The 19,331-nt window shown below is 64.5% G+C and carries 18 protein-coding genes, 1 tRNA gene and 1 pseudogene; 13 read left to right on the plus strand and 7 right to left on the minus strand.

Features of this window, described 5'->3' with window-relative positions; all coding sequences use genetic code 11:
• Positions 1-109 (plus strand): integrase core domain-containing protein (locus E3T28_RS02980; RefSeq protein ID WP_166786907.1); only part of this gene is annotated, 109 nt, incomplete at its 5' end.
• Here E3T28_RS02980 and radA read toward each other — a convergent pair.
• Positions 106-1,470 (minus strand): DNA repair protein RadA, encoded by a 1,365-nt coding sequence (radA, locus tag E3T28_RS02985; protein ID WP_134427827.1) that lies wholly within the window; start codon positions 1,468-1,470, stop codon positions 106-108. The two genes, E3T28_RS02980 and radA, sit on opposite strands and share 4 nt — an antisense overlap.
• 9 nt (positions 1,471-1,479) lie before the next feature.
• The gene (locus tag E3T28_RS02990; protein WP_241979139.1) at positions 1,480-2,391 is read right to left on the minus strand and encodes an SGNH/GDSL hydrolase family protein; all 912 of its coding nucleotides are present in this window, start codon (positions 2,389-2,391) and stop codon (positions 1,480-1,482) included.
• A gap of 131 nt (positions 2,392-2,522) precedes the next feature.
• On the opposite strand from E3T28_RS02990, the gene E3T28_RS02995 reads away from it, so the two are divergent.
• The 4 genes and pseudogenes from E3T28_RS02995 to E3T28_RS03010 all read left to right on the plus strand — a co-directional run bounded on the left by E3T28_RS02995 (position 2,523) and on the right by E3T28_RS03010 (position 4,438).
• Positions 2,523-2,612 (plus strand) — tRNA-Ser (locus E3T28_RS02995).
• A gap of 272 nt (positions 2,613-2,884) precedes the next feature.
• Positions 2,885-3,064 (plus strand): annotated as a pseudogene (locus E3T28_RS17710) (MmpS family transport accessory protein); the annotation flags it as partial.
• Between the two features lie 215 nt (positions 3,065-3,279).
• On the plus strand, positions 3,280-3,978 hold the full coding sequence (locus E3T28_RS03005; protein ID WP_198417141.1) for a DUF6998 domain-containing protein: 699 nt from the start codon (positions 3,280-3,282) through the stop codon (positions 3,976-3,978).
• Between the two features lie 214 nt (positions 3,979-4,192).
• Entirely contained in the window at positions 4,193-4,438 is a 246-nt protein-coding gene (locus E3T28_RS03010; RefSeq protein ID WP_134427829.1) for a hypothetical protein, read from the plus strand.
• A gap of 103 nt (positions 4,439-4,541) precedes the next feature.
• Here E3T28_RS03010 and E3T28_RS03015 read toward each other — a convergent pair whose 3' ends face one another.
• The gene (locus tag E3T28_RS03015) at positions 4,542-5,339 is read right to left on the minus strand and encodes an IclR family transcriptional regulator (protein WP_134427831.1); all 798 of its coding nucleotides are present in this window, start codon (positions 5,337-5,339) and stop codon (positions 4,542-4,544) included.
• A 164-nt stretch (positions 5,340-5,503) separates the two neighbouring features.
• Between E3T28_RS03015 and E3T28_RS03020 the strand changes: the two genes are divergently transcribed.
• The 4 genes from E3T28_RS03020 to E3T28_RS03035 are packed head-to-tail and all read left to right on the plus strand — an operon-like array spanning position 5,504 to position 9,675.
• Complete coding sequence (locus tag E3T28_RS03020; protein ID WP_166786908.1) at positions 5,504-6,559, plus strand: 2-dehydro-3-deoxygalactonokinase; 1,056 nt, start codon at positions 5,504-5,506, stop codon at positions 6,557-6,559.
• On the plus strand, positions 6,556-7,209 hold the full coding sequence (locus tag E3T28_RS03025) for a 2-dehydro-3-deoxy-6-phosphogalactonate aldolase (protein WP_134427835.1): 654 nt from the start codon (positions 6,556-6,558) through the stop codon (positions 7,207-7,209). Before E3T28_RS03020 ends, E3T28_RS03025 begins: the two co-directional genes overlap by 4 nt.
• A complete protein-coding gene (gene dgoD / locus E3T28_RS03030; RefSeq protein WP_134427837.1) occupies positions 7,206-8,354 on the plus strand; it encodes a galactonate dehydratase in 1,149 nt (382 codons plus the stop codon). Before E3T28_RS03025 ends, dgoD begins: the two co-directional genes overlap by 4 nt.
• Before the next feature lie 4 nt (positions 8,355-8,358).
• Positions 8,359-9,675, plus strand: coding sequence for an MFS transporter (locus tag E3T28_RS03035; protein ID WP_134427839.1), 1,317 nt, complete (start codon positions 8,359-8,361; stop codon positions 9,673-9,675).
• Positions 9,676-9,995: 320 nt separating this feature from the next.
• Here the strand turns inward: E3T28_RS03035 and E3T28_RS03040 are convergent, their stop codons facing one another.
• Positions 9,996-10,244: a hypothetical protein gene (locus E3T28_RS03040; RefSeq protein ID WP_134427840.1), complete on the minus strand. Its 249-nt coding sequence runs from the start codon at positions 10,242-10,244 to the stop codon at positions 9,996-9,998.
• Positions 10,245-11,081: 837 nt separating this feature from the next.
• Between E3T28_RS03040 and E3T28_RS03045 the strand changes: the two genes are divergently transcribed.
• On the plus strand, positions 11,082-11,543 hold the full coding sequence (locus E3T28_RS03045) for an SRPBCC domain-containing protein (protein ID WP_166786909.1): 462 nt from the start codon (positions 11,082-11,084) through the stop codon (positions 11,541-11,543).
• Between the two features lie 315 nt (positions 11,544-11,858).
• Here the strand turns inward: E3T28_RS03045 and E3T28_RS03050 are convergent, their stop codons facing one another.
• From E3T28_RS03050 to E3T28_RS03060, 3 genes are all read right to left on the minus strand, one after another.
• The gene (locus tag E3T28_RS03050; RefSeq protein WP_134427844.1) at positions 11,859-13,394 is read right to left on the minus strand and encodes an oleate hydratase; all 1,536 of its coding nucleotides are present in this window, start codon (positions 13,392-13,394) and stop codon (positions 11,859-11,861) included.
• A 34-nt stretch (positions 13,395-13,428) separates the two neighbouring features.
• Complete coding sequence (locus E3T28_RS03055; protein WP_134427846.1) at positions 13,429-14,262, minus strand: shikimate 5-dehydrogenase; 834 nt, start codon at positions 14,260-14,262, stop codon at positions 13,429-13,431.
• A 98-nt stretch (positions 14,263-14,360) separates the two neighbouring features.
• Complete coding sequence (locus tag E3T28_RS03060) at positions 14,361-15,371, minus strand: LacI family DNA-binding transcriptional regulator (RefSeq protein ID WP_134427848.1); 1,011 nt, start codon at positions 15,369-15,371, stop codon at positions 14,361-14,363.
• 238 nt (positions 15,372-15,609) lie between these two features.
• Here E3T28_RS03060 and E3T28_RS03065 point away from each other — a divergent pair, with 238 nt between their 5' ends.
• From E3T28_RS03065 to E3T28_RS03075, 3 genes are read left to right on the plus strand one after another with little or no spacing between them, the layout of a single operon-like run.
• Positions 15,610-17,130 (plus strand): sugar ABC transporter ATP-binding protein, encoded by a 1,521-nt coding sequence (locus E3T28_RS03065; RefSeq protein ID WP_134427850.1) that lies wholly within the window; start codon positions 15,610-15,612, stop codon positions 17,128-17,130.
• Positions 17,127-18,173: an ABC transporter permease gene (locus tag E3T28_RS03070; RefSeq protein ID WP_134427852.1), complete on the plus strand. Its 1,047-nt coding sequence runs from the start codon at positions 17,127-17,129 to the stop codon at positions 18,171-18,173. Before E3T28_RS03065 ends, E3T28_RS03070 begins: the two co-directional genes overlap by 4 nt.
• Complete coding sequence (locus E3T28_RS03075) at positions 18,166-19,329, plus strand: ABC transporter permease (protein WP_134427854.1); 1,164 nt, start codon at positions 18,166-18,168, stop codon at positions 19,327-19,329. Before E3T28_RS03070 ends, E3T28_RS03075 begins: the two co-directional genes overlap by 8 nt.
• The last annotated feature ends 2 nt before the right edge of the window (positions 19,330-19,331 follow it).

The raw sequence follows: 19,331 nt of genomic DNA on the forward strand, positions 1-19,331 counted from the left end.
CGCATACCAAGACTGGATCCATAGCTACAATCACCACAGGCCCCATACCGGCATCGGCGGCAAATCACCCATCGACCGCGTTCACAACGTCAATGGGAAGAACAGCTAGAACGCTCGATCGAGCTCGACGTCGCGTGCCGACTGGCCGGTCGCGATCGCCGCGGCCACCGCGGTGCCGATCGACCCGGCGTCGGCGTCGAGACGGATGGTGAACCCGAGACGGGCGGCCTCGGCCGCCCGCAACTTGGCCGCCGTCACCGGCCGCACCTCTCCGGCCAGGCTGATCTCGCCGAAGGCCACGGCACCCTGGGCGATGGGCTTGTCTTTGAACGCGGACGCGATGGCGAGGGCGATGGCGAGGTCGGCGGCCGGCTCGGTGAGACGGATGCCGCCCACGGTCGACACGTAGACATCCATGCTGCCCAGCCCTGACAGGCTCGCCCGGCGCTCAAGCACCGCGAGGAGCATCGCCACCCGTGAGGAGTCCACCCCGTTGGTGACGCGGCGGGGGTTCGGGGCCTGGGTCTTGATCACCAGGGCCTGCACTTCGACCGGCATCGCCCGGCGGCCCTCGAGCGCCACCGTGACGCAGGTGCCGGACACGGGGGTGGAGCCGCGGCTCATGAACAGCGCGCTCGGGTCGGGCACCTCGGCGATGCCGTCGCCGGTCATCTCGAAGCAGCCCACCTCGTCGGTCGAGCCGAACCGGTTCTTGAGCGCACGCACGAAGCGCAGCGCGCTCTGCCGGTCACCCTCGAACTGGCACACCACGTCGACGAGGTGCTCGAGCAGGCGAGGCCCGGCGATCGAGCCGTCTTTGGTGACATGCCCGACGAGCAGGATGGGCAGGTTGCGGTCTTTGGCCACCCGGATCAGCGTGGAGGCCACCTCCCGTACCTGGCTGGGCATGCCCGCGAGACCGTCGGAGAGTGAGCTGGCCACCGTCTGCACCGAGTCGACGATGACCAGGTTGGGTTGCACGGCGTCGATCTGGCCGAGGATGGTGGCCAGGTCGGTCTCTGCGGCGATGTACAGCTCGGGCTGCAGCGCCCCGGTGCGCTCGGCGCGCAGCCGGACCTGGCTGACCGACTCCTCGGCGCTGACGTAGAGCACGCGGGACTTGGCGGCCGCGGCTTTGGAGGCCACCTCGAGCAGCAGCGTGGACTTGCCGACGCCGGGCTCGCCGCTGAGCAGGATGACCGAGCCGGGCACGATGCCGCCGCCCAGTACCCGGTCGAACTCGGCGATGCCGGTCGGCCAGTGCGAGACGGCCGTCGTGTCGACGTGCGTGATCGGGCGGGCGACACCGGGGCCGCTGACGCTGGCCGGCTTGAGTGCGCGCGCCAGGCTGGCCTTCTCGGTGGTGTCGACCACGGTGCCCCACTGCTGGCATTCGCCGCAGCGACCTGCCCACTTCAGGGTGGTCCAGCCACACTCGGTGCAGCGGAAGGAGGAAACGGGTCTGGCCATTCTGTGAGCCTAGCTCGGGCCGCTGACACCGCCGGTTTCCAGGGTGCTCGCGGTCGGCGCCGATGCGGGTTCGGCGGCGGGGGAGGGGAGGCCGGCGGGCGGGGTGGCGGGCAGGTCGGCAGGCGCTTTGGGCGCATCGGCCCCGACCGGGTCGGCAGGCCGGATGCCCCGCTCCAGATGAGCACTCAGCGCCGGCAGGAACGCGTCGGCCCAGGCCCGGTAGCCACGGTTATTGGGGTGGAACAGGTCCCCCGCGACATGCGTGGCGACGCTGCGCAGCCCGAGCCGCTTGGTCGTGGCGTGCAACGGCACCACGGCGAGCCGGTGCTCCGCGGCCACCTGGCGGATGATGCGGTTGGCGACGGCGACCATCCGTTCGTTGCGGGGCAGGTGGAAGCAGGGCAGGTCGGCGACCAGGGCGTGCGAGGGGAGGGCTTGGAAGATTTGCCGGATGCCGGCCTCGAACACGGCGGCGTCCCAAAGGGCGATGTCGTTGGCGCCGATCGCGACCGTGACGATGTCGGGCGTGAGTTTCACGAACTTGGGCAACTGGTCGCGCACGGCGAGCTCGACAGTCGCGCCCGACACGCTCAGGTTCACCACGCGCACCGTTCTGCCGGTGGACAGACGGATGTGGTCGGTCAGGATTCCGACGTAGCCGCGGGGCGGGGAACTCGCCCCGATGCCCTGCGCGGCGCTATCTCCGATGACGGCGTAGAGCAGCGCGCCCTTGTCCTTGGCTCGGGTGCGCCACCAGAGGGAGTGCACCGGCAGGGTCTCGTTGAGAATCACTGAGCTCTCTGCGATGCGTCGCTGGAAGCCCCGGTAGTTGACGACGACGGCGGCACCAAGGCCGGCCGCGGTGGCCAGGGACCCGGCGGTCAGGACAAAGGAACGGAGCCTGTGGTTCGCGGTTATCACCCGGAGAGAATACCGCCCTGTGCTGGGTTGGCGCTGTTCCGGGGCGTTCGGGGCCGTTCGGGACCGTTCAGCGACGGATCTCCGCCGCAGCGATTGGCGCACGGCCCCTGATTTCAACTAAACTCTCCCTCGGTACCGTGTCCGAGCGGCCGAAGGTGCAACTCTCGAAAAGTTGTGTGGGGGAGACTCCACCGTGGGTTCAAATCCCACCGGTACCGCCACAGAAATCCCCCTGCATCCCTTTGTTTCACTGGGAAGCGGGGGGTTTTTTCTTGCCGGGATTGACCCAGCGGTAACGCCGCAGTAACGGAACACCTTGTGAGCGGGTGTGAGCAAGTGCGAGTTGAGGCGACACGCCCTCGCTCTTGTGAAGGGGACGAATCAACGCCCAATCTTCCACTGTGATCACCCATCCAATCGTGGTCGAGTGGACTAGTTTTCAACCGTCGATTCTGGCTGGGTATTCAACCGTCGCTGACAACAGGCGACCGGTGCGGCCCTTCCTTGGAGCCAGACGTATGAAACCTTTTCAACGCTCGGCGCATATGGGCGAGGCAATTTCAGTGCGCAGATGCATGACGGCGACACAATCACCTGTCAGATGCTTGTGGATGGCAAGGTCGTAATGGAGCTCGCATCAACTGGGGCGTACGCAATCGTCACTTGCGGGTGAAGTGCTCGCCCTCATCCACCACCCCTTTGGAGGTTGATGCGATGGCCCGTCCATACGAATACCGCTGCTTTCATCTCTGATTTGGGGGGATCTCGGTCGCTAACCCGAGAGATCACCGTCTTTTTGCCAGGCGCGAAAGCCAGTCCTGCCCCCACCGTATGGCGCATTCCCGATGACAACGTTTGGCCCGTCAACAGTTCGCTAGGCTCGACTCCATGCTGCTCGATGACGACACGATTACGCCCACCGCTCTCGCCGGCGAGCTCGGAGTGGATCCGCGTCAGGTGCGTGGGTGGCTTCGCGCGAATCAAATCCGCCCAGAGGTAGAACGGTGGCAGCCTTGGAGCCTCACCGACGATCAGGCTGACCTCGTTCGCCAGCACTTCGGAAGCGCAGGGGCCGCCGAGGCAGAATCGCGGCCGGCCTTCATCGGGGAGAGCTGGACCGTCGGACAGCTGCTTGGCACCTACGCTTCAATCCTCGAAGAACTCCGCAAGCGTGGACTTGTCCGGACCAACAACGCTCCCGTCGGCGATCTGGCGGAGTACGCGGCGTCAATTGTCTACGGAGGCACGCTGGCACCGAATTCTGAGAAGGCCTACGACCTCATCGCATTAGACGGCCGACGTGTCCAGGTCAAGGTTCGGAACATCCGACCTGAGACGAGCCCGTCGGCTGTCTTCTCAGTGATCCGCTCATTCGGATTCGACGCGTGCATTTTCGTGCTCATCGACACCCTGAATGATCGGGTGCAGGGCGCCTTTGAGTGGACGGCTGCTGAGGTTAAGGAATTCGGAGTCCACCGCGAGCACACCAATGGGATTGCGATCCGTGTCGGCCAGGCAGGACGGCACGGCATTGATCTCACAGATCAGGTTGACGAAGCATGGCGGGAGATGCTGGCATCGGTGTGAGCCGCGTCATTGGCCTCAGCTGAGACGGAGAATGGTGTCCACGGGACGAAAATGGAAATGGCGCGTCATTCGCGACGCGGAAGACACCGCGTCCGGTTCCGCTCCCTCCAAAAGACCAACCCCCGGTGCGCGCGTAGTGGGGCCGTCATGGACGACGACCTGGGTGCGCCGAACTGCAAACGCTGCTTGGTGCCTATGGTGATCGAGGGCACAGATGAAGGCCCCTACTGGTGCTGCCCAGAATGCCGCATCGTTCGGCTCGCTTGAGGTCCTTCTCCGTGATGGTGCTCGCCCGGAGAAGATCAGGGTCAAGGAGCATGCCCTTTCGATGCTTGATCGCAGCTCCGTTGCGATCGCCAAGACCGTGGCGCCGTACGCGGTGTCCCGGAAAGCCAACAATGTCCGCACCTTGGACCGCGAGGATCCTGAACTTATCCGGCCGGCGAACGGAAGGGAGTAGCGACTGCAGTGTCGGCGATTCGAATTCGCTCGGCTGAAGGCCTTCAGTACGCGGGCGCGCTGGGGGCTGCTGCAGGGACTCGTTGATCATCTCAGTCCAAGCCCTATGCAGCGCCTGCCCCGGAGTGTCCGAGTTTCTTGGAAATCTCAGCTGCCGCCTGTTTCATCACGGGTTGGAGAGCGCGCATTCGTTCCATGGGCATGTACGGGGTTATGGCTGAAATGCTGATCGCCGCGACGACGGCTCCGCTTCCATTGCGCACGGGGGCTGCCACACACCGGATGCCGGGTTCATTCTCCTCAAGGTCCAAGGTGGTTCCGACCGTGGCATACTCTGCCATCCGTTCCAAGAAGAGTGCCTTGATCTCGGGCAGTGTGTCGGGGGCGTGATGTTCTTTGTCGAAGACGCTGCTCCATCGGCCGGGTTCGTCGAGGAGAAGCGCTTTTCCGATTCCGGTCTGGCTCAGCGGCATTCGATACCCGATACGCGAACGCATTTCAGCGCCGCGGGAGCCCGATATCTTGTCGACGTAGAGCACCTGCCCCTCTTCCTCGACGGCAAGGTGCACGGTGTCGAGGTATTTCTGGGACAGCAACTCTAGGTACGGTCGTGCGACAGTCGACGCCGGACTTTGATACAAGGCCTGGAAGCCGAGTTCTATCAGCGTGGGCCCGAGGCAGTAGTCGGCGCCGAGTGCGCTGCGGACGTAACCGAACTGTTGCAGCAGCTGAATGAGGCGGTGCGCCGTACTGCGACCCAGGCCGGTGGCCTCGCAGACTGACCGGAGATCCGTCGCGCCATCGCTGATGGCACGAATAATCTCCAACCCTCGTGCGAGCGTCTGTGTTCCGGCTGGTGGGGTCCGCAGACCCGAACGATCCGTTGGTTCCTGTGTGCTCATGCGAACGCCTCCGCTTAGTGAATTTTCAGTATATCCCGATATGTGGAACACCATTTGATATATAGGGATAGCTCGGTCAGTCTGATGTGCGAGAGCGGAAGCACAATCGCCGCGAACCGAATCTGAGGGAACACGAATCAATGACGAGTCAAGGCCGCGCACGAATGATTGGGCTGGACTGGGGTACGACCTCGTGCCGGGCGTTCCTTCTGGGTGACGACGGCGAAGTACTGGCCGAACGCCGCCAACAGTCTGGCGTGAAGGCGCTAACAGCATCCGCCGTGTCCGCAGGGACGCCGCGAACCGAAGCTTTTGAGAGAGCTTATGAGCAGCTGTGCGGGGAGTGGCTCGAGACCTTGCCGAAACTCCCGGTCGTTGCCTGCGGAATGGTTGGCAGTAACCAGGGTTGGGTTGAAACTCCCTACCGTTCGTTACCGGTTGATCTCGTCGACAACGGTTTTGTGATGACGACGGTTCCGGCACGGGATGGATCGGTGGTCCACATCATCCCCGGCCTGATCGCTGACCAGGGTGTGCCTGACGTAATTCGCGGCGAAGAGACGCAAGTTCTAGGTGCGCTGGGTGAGAGCTCGTGGACCTCTGATAACTCCAACATAGATCGGATCGTCCTTCTGCCGGGAACGCATTCGAAATGGGTGCGCGTTGCCGGAACAACGGTCAGGGCATTCAAGACCTTTATGACGGGTGAGTTTTTTGCCCTGCTGACGACTGAGAGCACACTGTCCCAACTTGCGTCGCCCTCCGGGAATGCCAACTGGGAAGCGTTTGGCAAGGGCTTGGATGTTGCCGCTTCGGCGTCAGTTGGCGGGGGAATTCTGGGCACCGCGTTTTCCGCCCGTACCCTCGCCATGACCGGGGGGATCGCCGCCGACGAAGTCGAGGATTACCTCTCGGGTCTGTTGATCGGCGACGAGGTGGCCTCGGCCTCGACGTTATGGCGGGAAGTCGACGTCGATGAGGTTCTCATTTGCGGTGAGGCGGATCTCAGCGAACGTTACAGGCGCGCGCTGGTCAAGTTTGATCTGCCCACGCCGCGTGGGATCAGCGATTCGGCCGCCACCGGCATGTGGCGCCTTGCGGTCGCAGCCGGATTGGTCGGGCAGCTTGATCCATCCCATCCCACTCCGCAGGCTTCCCCTGTCTCCGCCAGGCAACAGCATCGCTCCGCATCAACCACCTATCGAGAGCCAGGAAATTGACAGAATCATCCAGCGCACTGCCACGCACCTTTATCGGCCTGATCGCCATCCTCCGCGGGCTTACCGTCTCAGACGCCGTCTCCGTCGGCGAGTGTCTTTACGAGTCCGGCTTCAGAACGCTGGAAGTTCCGCTCAACTCCCCCGACCCGCTTCTAACCATCAGTGCCCTTAAAGAGGCGCTGCCCGCGAACTGCATGGTCGGGGCAGGCACAGTCCTCACCGTCAAGCAGGTGCGGCAGTGTCACGAAGCCGGCGCACAGATCATCGTGTCTCCCAACACGGATGTCGCTGTCATCGCCGAAACGATTCGCCTGGGAATGCTGAGTTTCCCGGGCGCCGCCACACCGAGTGACGCGTTCGCTGCGATCGGCGCCGGCGCCACAAGCGTCAAAATCTTCCCCGCAGACCAAGTGGGGATCAACGGGCTCAAGGCCTGGACTGCAGTCGTACCCAAAGAAATCGGTCTCATCCCGGTAGGTGGCGTCGATGCCGCCAACATCGGGGAATGGATGGCCGCCGGAGCAACCGGCTTTGGGATCGGCTCGTCACTGTACAAACCAGGCATCGCTGTCGAAGAACTTCGCCAGCGCGCTATTGCCATGATTGCAGCCTGGGCATCGTCGCTCGACTCGACAAGGAAGTCAGAATGAAGATCACCAAACTCACCACCTACTCGGTTCCGCCGCGTTGGCTCTTTTTGAAGATTGAGACAGACGAAGGAATCGTCGGGTGGGGCGAACCCGTCCTGGAGGGTCGAGCGGCCACCGTCGCAGCCGCTGTGGAAGAGCTTTCCGACTATGTCATCGGCAAGGATCCGCGCAACATTGAGGACATCTGGACCGTGCTGTACCGCGCCGGCTTCTACCGGGGTGGCGGCATCCACATGAGCGCCCTCGCCGGCATCGATCAGGCCCTGTGGGACATCAAGGGCAAGGCACTCGGCATTCCCGTGCACGAAATGCTCGGCGGCAAGGTCCGCGACAAGATCCGCGTGTACTCCTGGATTGGCGGAGACCGACCCTCCGACACGGCCGCCGCCGCAAGGGATGCAGTCGGACGTGGCTTCACTGCTGTGAAAATGAACGGCACGGAGGAATTGCAGTTCATCGATACCTGGGACAAGGTCGAGAAATGCATCGCTAACGTGACAGCGGTTCGGGAAGCCGTCGGAACCAATGTCGGTATCGGCGTGGACTTCCACGGTCGCGTTCACAAGCCAATGGCGAAGGTGCTCATCAAAGAGCTAGAGCCGTTCAAGCTGATGTTCATCGAGGAGCCGGTTCTGAGCGAGAACGTGAGCAGCCTTCTAGACGTCATGCGGAATACTCCCACGCCCATTGCCCTCGGCGAACGCCTGTTCTCTCGCTGGGACTTCAAGGACATCATTTCCAGCGGCGCGGTGGATATCATCCAACCCGATCCCTCCCACTGTGGCGGCATCACGGAAACCCGCAAGGTTGCAGCCATGGCCGAGGCCTACGACGTCGCCGTCGCACTGCATTGTCCGCTCGGGCCGATCGCCCTCGCTGCCTGCTTGCAGTTGGACGCGAACCTCTATAACGCATTCATCCAGGAGCAGAGCCTGGGTATTCACTACAACAAGTCCAATGACCTTCTTGACTACGTCGTAGACCCCTCCGTGTTCGCCTACAACGACGGAATGGTGTCGCTTCCCGACGGGCCTGGCCTCGGAATCGAAGTGAATGAGGACTACGTGATCGAACGCGCCAAAGAAGGTGCGCGCTGGCGCAACCCGGTGTGGCGTCACGCCGACGGCTCCTTCGCGGAGTGGTAAACCGATGACAAACACAGTGAAATCCCGGCCCGATACGACGACGGCCTTGGCAGGCTCGACGAAGGCCCGATACGCAATCGCGCTGATGCTTTTCGTCACTGTGGTGATCAACTATATGGACCGGGCCAACCTTTCCGTTGCAGCACCGCTGATATCCGAACAGTTCGGTCTCGACACCGCCCAGCAAGGCCTCCTGCTTTCCGCCTTCGGCTGGACGTATGCCGCGCTTCAGCTGCCAGGCGGGTGGCTCGTTGACCGAGTGCACCCACGCCTGCTGTACCCGGCGTGCCTTGTTCTGTGGTCACTGGCAACGATTTTCATGGGAATCGTCGGAAGCTTCGCGGCGCTCATCGTTCTGCGGATGGCCGTCGGAGTTTTCGAGGCTCCCGCCTACCCGATCAACAACAAGGTGGCCACGCGCTGGTTCCCTGAGAAGGAACGCGCGACGGCGATCGGGTTCTACACTTCCGGCCAGTTCATCGGCTTGGCGCTGCTGACCCCTGTGCTGACGTGGCTGCAGTACGTGCTCAGTTGGCACTGGGTCTTCGTGCTCACCGGAGCGGCCGGTTTGGTGTGGGGTCTCGTCTGGTACGTGGCCTACCGGGACCCGAAGGACTCCAAGGCAAACGCCGCCGAGGTTGACTACATCCGCGAGGGTGGTGGGCTAGTTGACTTGGCGCCAGCACCGAAGACGGGCCGGAAAAAGATCTCCTGGACCGACATGCTCATCGTCCTGCGCCGCCGCAAGCTCTGGGGTATCTACCTCGGCCAATTCTGCCTGACCTCCACGCTGTGGTTCTTCCTGACCTGGTTCCCGAGTTACCTGGTGAACTATCGCCAAATGGACTACATCAAGAGTGGGTTTCTGGTCTCGCTCCCATTCCTCGCCGCACTCGTCGGTGTCCTCATCGGCGGGGTGCTGTCGGACAATCTGGTCAAGCGCGGTTTCAGTCTCGGAGCGGCCCGGAAGTTTCCCATCATCACCGGACTACTCCTATCGATGATGATGATCGGGGCCAACTTCACGGACGACACCACATTGGTGATCGCGTTCATGTGCCTCGCGTTCTTCGGGAATGGGCTCGCATCAATAACGTGGTCGCTGGTCTCAGCCATGGCTCCTGCACGACTGATGGGCCTGACCGGGGGCATGTTCAACTTCATCGGCAACCTTTCGTCAATAGCGACGCCGATCGTGATCGGGCTGTTGGTCTCAAAGACGGACTTTGCCCCTGCATTCGTCTACATGACCGTCATCACTGCCATCGGTATCTGCTCGTACGTCTTCCTGGTGGGAAAGGTGGAGCGCATCACCGAGTAAGAACTTGGTAAGCGGCGGAGGCTGCCCCCGGTGAATGACGCCGCGGGTAGCCTCTTCCCATGTAGCTGATCCTGACTAAATGACAGTGCCCGAAAGTGAAGTGACCGAAGGGGCTTCCACCCAGTCCTCCCCGTCCAGATTCAGCCGCCGTTGCGCTGATGTCTCGCACAGGTCGAGGGGTCCTCGGCCGGCGGCGGCGACGCTATTGTTTGTCGCTGGCCTGGGTCCGCGGTTCTGATCCGGTTCCTACGCCGTTCCTGAGTGCCCGAGCAGCATCCTGTCGGTATCGGCGATGGTGGTGCCGCATCGCTGTTAGGAAGTCATAGTGTCTTGCCGGAGAAAGCGTTCGGGTCGAGACCGACGATTCGACGCGCATGGTCTTGGAGTGCTTCGTCACTCACGGTGTGTCCAGCATCTGCGAATCGTTCACGCAGCGCTTCAAGGACTTGCGGTTCGCTGTGGCCGGCGAGGTCAGCTTCCACTTGCGCGAGAATCCCCGCCACCTTGTCCTCGTCCGATTGAGAATGCTGGTCTTGGATCGGTTCATTCTGTGTGCCATCACCATTCATGCTGGTCCTCCGACTTCAGGGGTTCTGTTGGGAAGCATAACGTTCTGAGTGACGCCTCGTCCGCGGCGGCCTCTCGAGGAGTCGCTTTGTTCTGGCGCACTCCCATGTTCATTCTCAGACGGCCGCAAACGGAGCGTATTCGCCGAAACTGTTTAGCGCGGCGTAGAGCGTCTGCCGCGGCACCCCGAGGTCTGACCTGATCGGTGAATCCACGATGCTGGTTGGTGGCAAAGAAATGGCGGTCGACGAGATCGAGTCTTGGTACCAGCTCCGTTAGATCCGCGAGCACTTCCAGAGCTTAGATGCAAACGCCGCGGACCGTCTGGAAGACATCGGGATCGAGCTTCGGAAACTACAGGGAGCAAGCTTAGCCGTCCCCAACCAGCACCATCAAGTGCCGCGTAGCCCACCAGCTGAGCGGCACTTCTCTTTTCTGCAGCCACACTGCGTATGTCCAACGCGAAGACTCGGGCCCTGGCCGGAGCTTGGAGCCTCGAGGGTCAAGCCACTACCGTCCGCCAACCAAACGTGGGCCGTCACATGTCTGCCCGAGGCTTGGATCCTCCGTCGCCCGGTTGAGCGTCATACCGCGGTCTAGGCGCGGCAGGTCGAGCTGCCGGAACGCTTGGGCTCGTGCGGCGTCCATGCGCTCCGGGCTCCGGAGATCCCCACAGACCGACCTCTAATGCGGTGCCACTCGCGTGCCCGGACTTCTCCCGCCCGTGAACAGATACGCAATCATGGGTACGCTCGATGAAGTGCGTTTGCAGAACTCGTTGACGTGCCGCTCGGCGGGCAATGTCCCGTCGCGTTCAGCTCGAACGTGAAGGAATCACCGTGTCTGATCACGCAAGAATCAAGGGCCACACCGTGACCCGCACCGTGCACATCGAGGCCTCGCGCGCGATCGTCTGGAAGGCGCTGACCGACCCCGAGGTGATGGCCAAGTGGTTTGGAGACGGTGTTGGGTTCGCCGCGCTCGAGCCCGGTGCTACCGGCAGCATCGACTGGGATGACTACGGCAGCTTCCCGATCGAAATCACCGAGGTGGTGCCCGACGGCTCGTTCGGCTTCCGTTGGTCGGGAATCCCCGCCGAGGAGCTCGACGAGTACTCGACGCACGTGCGCTTCACCATCGCCGATGCTGGTGCCGGGACGGATGTCACGGTGATCGAATCGGGCTTCGACACACTCCCCGGCGGCACCCGCTACCGTCGCGAACGTCTTGAGCAGAACCGAGAGGGCTGGGACGTCGAACTCGACGAGCTCGCGATCCTGCTCGAGGGTGTCACCCAGTAGTTCACGAATACGGGGAGTCGCTCGACGAGGTGGCCACGTTGCTGGGCCGGTAGAGGATTATTTGGCAGAGCGCAGAGGATGTATGCCAAAGTGCCGAAAATTGCCCGGTGATTCAGCGGCCTGTGAGTTATTGGAACTACCCGCCACAGTGGTGTTCAGAAAACTGGGTGATTCTGTTCCTGGAACTCGTCCCACAACGAATGGCCTCCGAGTCTTGACGAAGTCGCCCTCGTTCAGACCTTTCTATCGATGCGTGTTGAAGGGCTGGAATCCAGATCGCGGCCTCGGGCGAACTAGCGGGACTGCGAAGGCCGCTCAGTAGGCAGCCTGAAGTGCCTTGACCAGGACCTTCGGGTCGTGCAGACCCTTGAAGATCGGCGGGATCTCCCGGTCGACCCCGAGGAACTCGTACACCGCGCGCATGGCCCCGTGGATCGAGTACTCCACGGTGAACACGACGTCGCCGGGGAGTTCGGTGAACTGCCCGAGGAAAGCGAAGTTCTGCGCTCCGTCGGGGATGACCTTGGGGCGGTCGCCCGGAACTCGCCGGGCGAACAGCGCGGAGGCGTACGGCATCATCGACGTCGTGACGTCGGTCGTGGCGAGCACCTCGTCGAGGATGTCTTCGAAGCCGAACTGGTGCATGAGCTCGGTGAGGATCTCGGTTCCGGTCGCCTGCGCCATGGTCTTCTTGACGTAGTCGCCCTCGTTGTCGATCTCCAGCCCCCAGCCCCACATCGTGTAGGTGCCCTCGGGCTGATTGGCGAAGTGCGGCTGCGCCACCACGACGGCCGACATGTACCAGCCCGATTCGATCAACGTCGTCATGGCACCGGTACCCAGTTCGTTGCCGGTGTACTCGACCCACCGCTTGACGAGCGTGTCGCTGTGCATCGTGCGGGTGAACGATTCCCACTTGCTCTCGTCGATGTTGCCGCAGAAGGTGTTGGGGCGACCGAAGTCCGGGGCCTTCTTGGCCAACTTCTCCCAGAGTGACCAGCTGCCGTCCACCCGGTCCCGGATCAGCGGCGGCACGGTGTCGTTGCCGCCGTAGGTGGTGTCGGCGACAATGGAGCCGATGGTGATGAAGGCGAGGTCGTTCTGGCCGAGGTCGATCTCGCTGCTACCGGCCGAGTCCTCCACGTGCAGGCGCGTCGCGCGCCGCCGCTGGGGAGAATTCGTGACGTCGACATCCGTGACGCGCGTGCCGAAGCGCACGTCGACGCCCTGAGACACAAGCCAGCGCTGGAGCGGAACGATCATCGAGTCATTCTGGTTGTACGTGGTCCGCCGCACCCCGGAGAGCGTGTCGAGGTTTTCGAACTCCTGGATGAATCGCAGGAAGTAGCGGCGAAGCTCGGCGGCCGAATTCCACTTCTGGAACGCGAACGTGGTGCGCCACATGTGCCAGAAATTGGTCTGCAAGAAGTGCTCACTGAAGAGATCTTCGATGCGGCGGGCGCCCAGAGTCTTCTCGCGGAGGGCGAGCATGCGCGATATCTCGAAACGGTTGCGCGTGTCCAGGCCGTAGCCGGTGGCGTCCAGGACGCGGTGCCGCGCATCCGCCAGCCGGGTCCGGCCATGGGTCTCGTGCTTGTCATTCCAATCCAACATCTCCTCCCGGACAGTGACATCCGGGTCCTCGAGCGAGGGAATGGTGGAGAACAGGTCCCACGTGGTCTGGTACACCTCTTCGCAGAACATCCGGGCCCCGCGCGTGACCATGGCGCCACGAATTGCCGGAGAGTCCACGGCATCCATGGCGCCGCCAACGTGCCCCAGCTCCTCGAGGATGTGGATGTTCTCGCCGGGTACCCCGGCGTCGCGGATAGCGAAGGCTGCAGTCGCCATGCCGGCAATGCCGTCGAATTGGCTCGGGCTCGCGCTACCCCGCGTGGGTGCGGGCGAAGGCGGATGCCGCGGCAACCTGCTCCGGCGTCGGGCGCACCCCGGTGTAGCGCTCGAACTGTTCCGCAGCCTGGAGCGCGATGACCTCGGCCCCCGTGATCACGACCTTGCCGGCTGCCCGCGCGGCCAGAACAAACGGGGTCTCCGCCGGCAGCGCGACCACGTCGAACACGGTGGTCGCGTCGGCGATCGCCTCGGCTGAGTAGGACAGGTCGTTCACCTCGGCCCCGCCGGTCATGCCGATCGGGGTGACGTTCACGAGCAGCGGTGCGGTGAGTCCGGCCGGCTCGGCCGCCCAGCGGTAGCCGAGTTCGTGGGCGAGGGCCTGCCCCCGTGCCTCGTTCCGGGCGATCAGGGTGCCGTGCTCGAACCCGGAGTCGCGGAAGGCCGCGGCGACGGCCTTCGCCATGCCGCCGCTGCCGCGGAGCAGGAACGGGGTGGCCGGGTCGATGCCGCGCGCGCGGATCAGATCGGCGGCGGCGATGTAGTCGGTGTTCGAGGCCCGCAGGTAGCCGTCGTCGTTGACGATGGTGTTGATCGAGGCGATGGCGCTCGCCGAGGCGTCCATCTCGTCGACCAGGGCGATGACATCCTCCTTGAAGGGCATCGACACGGAGCAGCCACGGATGCCCAGGGCCCGCACGCCCCCGATCGCGGCGGCGAGATTCGTCGTGGTGAAGGCCTTGTAGATGAAATCGAGCCCCAGCTCGGCGTAGAGGTGGTTGTGGAAGCGGGTGCCGAAGTTGCTCGGCCTGGCGGCGAGGGAGATGCACAGGCGGGTGTCTTTGTTGAGCAGGGGCTGCGACGTCATGGGCTCAAGTCTAGGAGCGGGCCGCAAGCGGTTCGAGACCGGCGAGGTTCTGGGCGGTGGGAGGCGCGGCGGAGGGGGAGAGCGCGGAGTGGGAGCGGTCAGCCGCCGGTGGAATCCCGCACGATCAGCTCCGGCTGGAACTCGATCTGCTCGTGCACGAAATCGTCGCCGCCGGCGGCTTCGCGCAGCAGCAAGTCGACGGCAGTGTGGCCGATCAGGGCGCTCGGTTGTCGGATGGAGGAGAGCGGCACGATGGCCGCCGCCGCAAAGGCGATGTCGTCGTAGCCGATGAGCGCGACATCCTCGGGAACTCGCACATCACCCAGCATGCTCAGGGCCTGCAGCACGCCGATGGCGAGCAGGTCGTTCGCCGCGAACACGGCGTCCGGCCGGTCGGCCGGGTTGCGGGCGCGCAGCTGCTCGCCCACGAAGCGTCCCTGCAGCACCGAGAGGGACTCCGTGCTGATCACTTCAAGCGACACGTTCGGATGCTCCCGAACGGCCTGGCGCGCGCCCTCCAGTCGGTCGGCAACCTGACGGATGCCCTGCGGCCCGCCCACGAACGCGATCCGGGTGCGCCCGATCGAGACCAGGTGCTTCGCGGCGAGGTGCCCGCCGGCCACGTCATCGACGGCCACGGAGGAGAAACTGTGGTCGGCCGTCTGCCGGTCGACGAGAACGGTGGGGGTGCCGCGGGCGCGCAGGCGCACGAGCCGGTCCCCGACCTCGCCGAGCGGGGAGATCAAGACGCCGTGCACGCGCTGCTCCTCGAACAGGTCGAGGTAGGCGCTCTCGCGGTCGATGTTCTCGTCGCTGTTGCCGAGGAGCAGGGTGAGACCCTCTTCGGCGGCCCGGTCCTCGGCGCCGCGGGCGACATCCGTGAAGAACGGGTTGGCGACGTCGAGCACGACGAGCCCGATGCTGCGGCTGCGGCCGGCCCGGAGTTGCCGCGCCGCGTCGTTGCGCACGAATCCGAGATCGGAGATCGCCGCCTGCACCCGCTCCACGGTTGCCGGGGAGACCTTAGCGGGACGGTTGAGCACGTTGGAGACGGTGCCGACCGACACCCCGGCGCGGGCCGCGACCTCGCGCACACTCACCGTTGCCATCGTCGACCTTTCGCCCTGCGTTGCCTGCCCCTAGGTGAAGTGTAGATCACCGCCTCAAAATTGAAACGAATCAACCCCTCTGACCCTCCTGAGGTGTCGGTTGAGTCACGTTTCGGCAATTGCAGTTTTTTGACCGTTGACGGATGCCCCCGTCTCACCCTATATTCGCTGAGTACACGTTCTCTGAAACGATTCATCCCTCACTGTGGAGGCCCACGACGCCATGCAAACCGAATCCATGACCGCTGACGATGGGCCACCCGAACCCCGCTTGACCCTGTCCGGTGCCGTCAAGGCCTTCGGGCCGGTCGTCGCCCTGGCCGATGGGAACATCGAGATCCTGCCGGGTGAGATCCACGCCCTCGTCGGTGAGAACGGGGCCGGTAAGTCCACCCTCGTGAAGATCCTGGCCGGGCTCTACCGCCTCGACGCCGGCGAGTTCCAGGTGGACGGGCAGCCGGTGTCATTCCGCACCGTGGCCGACAGCAAGGCCGCCGGGATCTCCGTGATCTACCAGGAGCCCACTCTCTTCCCCGACCTCACGGTGGCCGAGAACATCTTCATCGGGCGCCAGCCGAAGGGCCGACTGGGCCTGATCAGCCGGGCCGCCATGCGCACGGCCGCCCGTGACCTCTTCGACCAGCTCGGCGTGCGCATCGACCCCAACCGGGTCGCCGAGGGACTGTCGATCGCCGACCAGCAGATCATCGAGATCGCCAAGGCCATCTCCCTCGACGCCAAGGTGCTCGTGATGGATGAGCCGACCGCCGCACTGTCGGGCGTCGAGGTGGAGCGCCTCTTCCAGGTGGCCCGCAACCTGCGGACCCAGGGTGCGGGCATCCTCTTCATCTCGCACCGCTTCGACGAGGTCTTCGCCCTCTGCGACCGCATCACCGTGATGCGGGACGGGCGCTACATCGCGACCCATGTCACCAGCATGGTGACCGTCGACGCCATCGTGCACGAAATGGTGGGACGCGACGTCGGGGCGCTGTTCCCCAAGGAGGTCGCCCCGGTGGGCGACACCGTGCTCTCGGTGCAGGGGCTCGGCCGCGCCGGCGTCTTCGCTGACGTGACCTTCGAGGTCAAGGCCGGCGAGGTCGTCGCCCTGGCCGGCCTCGTCGGGGCCGGGCGTACCGAGGTGGCCCGGGCCGTCTTCGGCATCGACCCCTACGATCGCGGCACGGTCGAGTTCGCCGGCACGCTGCTCAAGCCGCACAGCCCCAAGGCCGCGATCGACGCCGGTATGGGCTTCGTGCCCGAAGACCGCCGCAAGCAGGGACTCGTGATGGACCTGTCCGTGGGCCGCAATACCGCGCTGACCCTGCGCGACCGGGTCGCCCGCTTCGGCATCATCAACGGCCGCGCCGAACGCGCCGCCGCCGCCGAGTGGGGCCGCCGTCTGCAGGTCAAGACCACCTCGCAGGAATACGCCGTCTCCACCCTCTCCGGCGGAAACCAGCAGAAGGTCGTGCTCGCCAAGTGGCTGGCCACCGACCCGAAGTTCCTGATCGTCGACGAGCCCACCCGCGGCATCGACGTGGGCACCAAGAGCGAGGTGCACCGGCTCATCTCCGACCTCGCCAACCGGGGGATCGCCATCCTGATGATCTCGAGCGAACTGCCCGAGGTTCTCGGCATGGCCGACCGGGTGCTCGTCATGCACGAGGGGCGCATCACCGCCGAGTTGAGCCGCGCCGAAGCCACTCCCGAATCGATCATGCACGCGGCCACCGCATCACTGGAGCGAACACAATGACCACTGCCCCGACCCGGCCGCCCGGAAAGGCCGAACGCATCGCCTCCGCGGCGCCGTCCCGCCTGGGCGCCTTCCTCCGCCTGCGGGAACTGCCGGTCACCGTGGCGCTGATCGCCCTGGTGATCATCACCACCGTGGTGAATCCGCTGTTCCTCAGTCCCCAGGGGGTCAAGGACCTGCTGCTGAACGCGACCATCGTGATCATCCTCGCCGTCGGCCAGGCCCTCGTGATCATCACCCGCAACGTCGACCTCTCGGTCGGCTCCATCCTCGGCCTCGTCGCCTTCGGCACCGGCACCCTCTTCGCGACCGTGCCGGGCATCCCGATCGTCGTCGTGTTCCTGGCCGGGATGCTCCTGGGCGCCCTGCTCGGCGCCATCAACGGCCTCCTGGTGACGGTCGCCAAGGTTCCCGCGCTCGTGATCACCCTCGGCACGCTCTATATCTATCGCGGCCTCAACAACGCCTGGGCCGGCGGCACGCAGTACTTCGCCGGCGACCGGCCCGACGCGTTCGGTTCGCTCTCGGTCGACACCGTGCTCGGCTTCCCGCTGATCACCCTGATCGCCGTCGTCGTCGTCGTGATCGTGGCCGTCTACCTGGCGGGCACCCGGCCCGGCCGGGACCTCTATGCGATCGGGTCCGATCCGGATGCCGCGAAACTGTTCGGCATCCCGGTCAGCCGCCGGGTGTTTCTAGCCTTCCTCACCAACGGTGTTCTGGCCGGCCTCGCCGGGGTGCTCTACGCCAGCCGGTTCAACTCGGTCGGCGCCACCACCGGCAGCGGACTCGAGCTGGCCGTCGTCGCCGCGGCGGTCGTCGGCGGCGTGGCCATCTTCGGTGGCAGCGGCTCGGTCGTCGGCGCCGCCATGGGAGCCCTGCTCCTGACCACCATCACCAGCGCTCTCACGGCCCTGCGGGTCGACAAGTTCTGGCAGGAGGCCATCGTCGGCGTGCTGATCCTCAGCGCCATCATCATCGACCGGATCGCCAGCGTGCGATCGGCCCGCAAGCTCCGAATCAGTGAGGCCCGTAATGTCTGAGCCCAGTTCTCCCATCACCCGCAGTTCACCGCTGCCGCCGGCGGACAAGATCTCCTCCCTCGACACCCGGCTGATCGACACCACCAAGACCCTGACCACCGAGCCGAAGGGCCGCACCGGGGCTGCGCGCATCCTGCTCGGCCGCGACGCGATCATGATCTACCTGCTGCTCGCCTTCGTGCTCTACGCCAGCATCGCGATTCCCCGCTTCGCATCCCCGGTCACGGTCGGCTTCCTGCTGCTCGACGTGATCCCGGTGCTCCTGATCGCCATGCCGATGACCCTGGTCATCATCACGGGCGAGATCGACCTGTCCGTGGCCAGCATCGCCGGGCTGACGAGCGCGCTGATGGGGGTGCTCTGGGCCTCCGGCCTCGACATCGGCCTGGTGCTGGCGATCAGCCTCTTCGCCGGTGTGGTGGCCGGAGCGTTCAACGGGTTCCTGATCGCGGTGGTCGGGTTGCCGTCTCTGGCGGTCACCATCGGCACCCTGGCGCTCTATCGGGGGCTGGCGCTCGTGGTGATCGGCGACAACGCCGTCGCCAACTTCCCGCCCGGGCTCACCGCGTTCTTCACCTCGAAGATCGGCGGCACGGGTATCCCGACCGTGATGATCGGCGTCGTCGCCGTGGCCCTGTTCTTCGGGGTGCTGCTGCACCTGACCCCGTTCGGCCGCGGCCTGTACGCCATCGGCTTCAGCAAGGAGGCCGCGACCTTCGTCGGCATCCGGGTGGCCCGCGCGAAGTTCTGGCTCTACGTGGGCACCGGGTCGGTGTCGGCGCTCGCCGGGATCTACTGGACCCTGCGCTACTCCAGCGCCCGCAGCGACAACGCCAGCGGGCTCGAGCTCACGGTGATCGCGGCCGTGCTCCTCGGCGGGGTGTCGATCTTCGGCGGCAAGGGTTCGATCCCCGGGGTCATCGCTGGCGTCCTCCTGATCGGGACCATCAATTTCTCCCTTCGGCTTGAGCGGATCTCCGACGTGGTGCTCATCATCGTCACCGGATCTTTGCTGATCGCATCCGTTGTCGCACCGAGCGTTTTCGAGGCGCTCCAACGCTGGCGGCACGGCCGCCGGATGCACAAAACACTTCCCCAGGTACCTGCCTCGGGAGCAACCAGCGCCACCGCACCTGGCGTCCAGGAAAGGAAATGACA

The organism is Cryobacterium sinapicolor, assembly GCF_004403465.1.
GTDB lineage: Bacteria > Actinomycetota > Actinomycetes > Actinomycetales > Microbacteriaceae > Cryobacterium > Cryobacterium sinapicolor.

Coding starts and splice junctions, on each gene's coding strand:
- E3T28_RS03010 (WP_134427829.1), top strand. CDS start 4,193: ATGAAGGCCCCTACTGGTGCTGCCCAGAATGCCGCATCGTTCGGCTCG.
- E3T28_RS03040 (WP_134427840.1), bottom strand. CDS start 10,244: ATGAATGGTGATGGCACACAGAATGAACCGATCCAAGACCAGCATTCT.
- radA (WP_134427827.1), bottom strand. CDS start 1,470: ATGGCCAGACCCGTTTCCTCCTTCCGCTGCACCGAGTGTGGCTGGACC.
- E3T28_RS03015 (WP_134427831.1), bottom strand. CDS start 5,339: ATGAGCACACAGGAACCAACGGATCGTTCGGGTCTGCGGACCCCACCA.
- dgoD (WP_134427837.1), top strand. CDS start 7,206: ATGAAGATCACCAAACTCACCACCTACTCGGTTCCGCCGCGTTGGCTC.
- E3T28_RS03065 (WP_134427850.1), top strand. CDS start 15,610: ATGACCGCTGACGATGGGCCACCCGAACCCCGCTTGACCCTGTCCGGT.
- E3T28_RS03035 (WP_134427839.1), top strand. CDS start 8,359: ATGACAAACACAGTGAAATCCCGGCCCGATACGACGACGGCCTTGGCA.
- E3T28_RS03075 (WP_134427854.1), top strand. CDS start 18,166: ATGTCTGAGCCCAGTTCTCCCATCACCCGCAGTTCACCGCTGCCGCCG.
- E3T28_RS03070 (WP_134427852.1), top strand. CDS start 17,127: ATGACCACTGCCCCGACCCGGCCGCCCGGAAAGGCCGAACGCATCGCC.
- E3T28_RS03060 (WP_134427848.1), bottom strand. CDS start 15,371: ATGGCAACGGTGAGTGTGCGCGAGGTCGCGGCCCGCGCCGGGGTGTCG.
- E3T28_RS03005 (WP_198417141.1), top strand. CDS start 3,280: ATGCTGCTCGATGACGACACGATTACGCCCACCGCTCTCGCCGGCGAG.
- E3T28_RS03020 (WP_166786908.1), top strand. CDS start 5,504: ATGATTGGGCTGGACTGGGGTACGACCTCGTGCCGGGCGTTCCTTCTG.
- E3T28_RS03055 (WP_134427846.1), bottom strand. CDS start 14,262: ATGACGTCGCAGCCCCTGCTCAACAAAGACACCCGCCTGTGCATCTCC.
- E3T28_RS03050 (WP_134427844.1), bottom strand. CDS start 13,394: ATGGCGACTGCAGCCTTCGCTATCCGCGACGCCGGGGTACCCGGCGAG.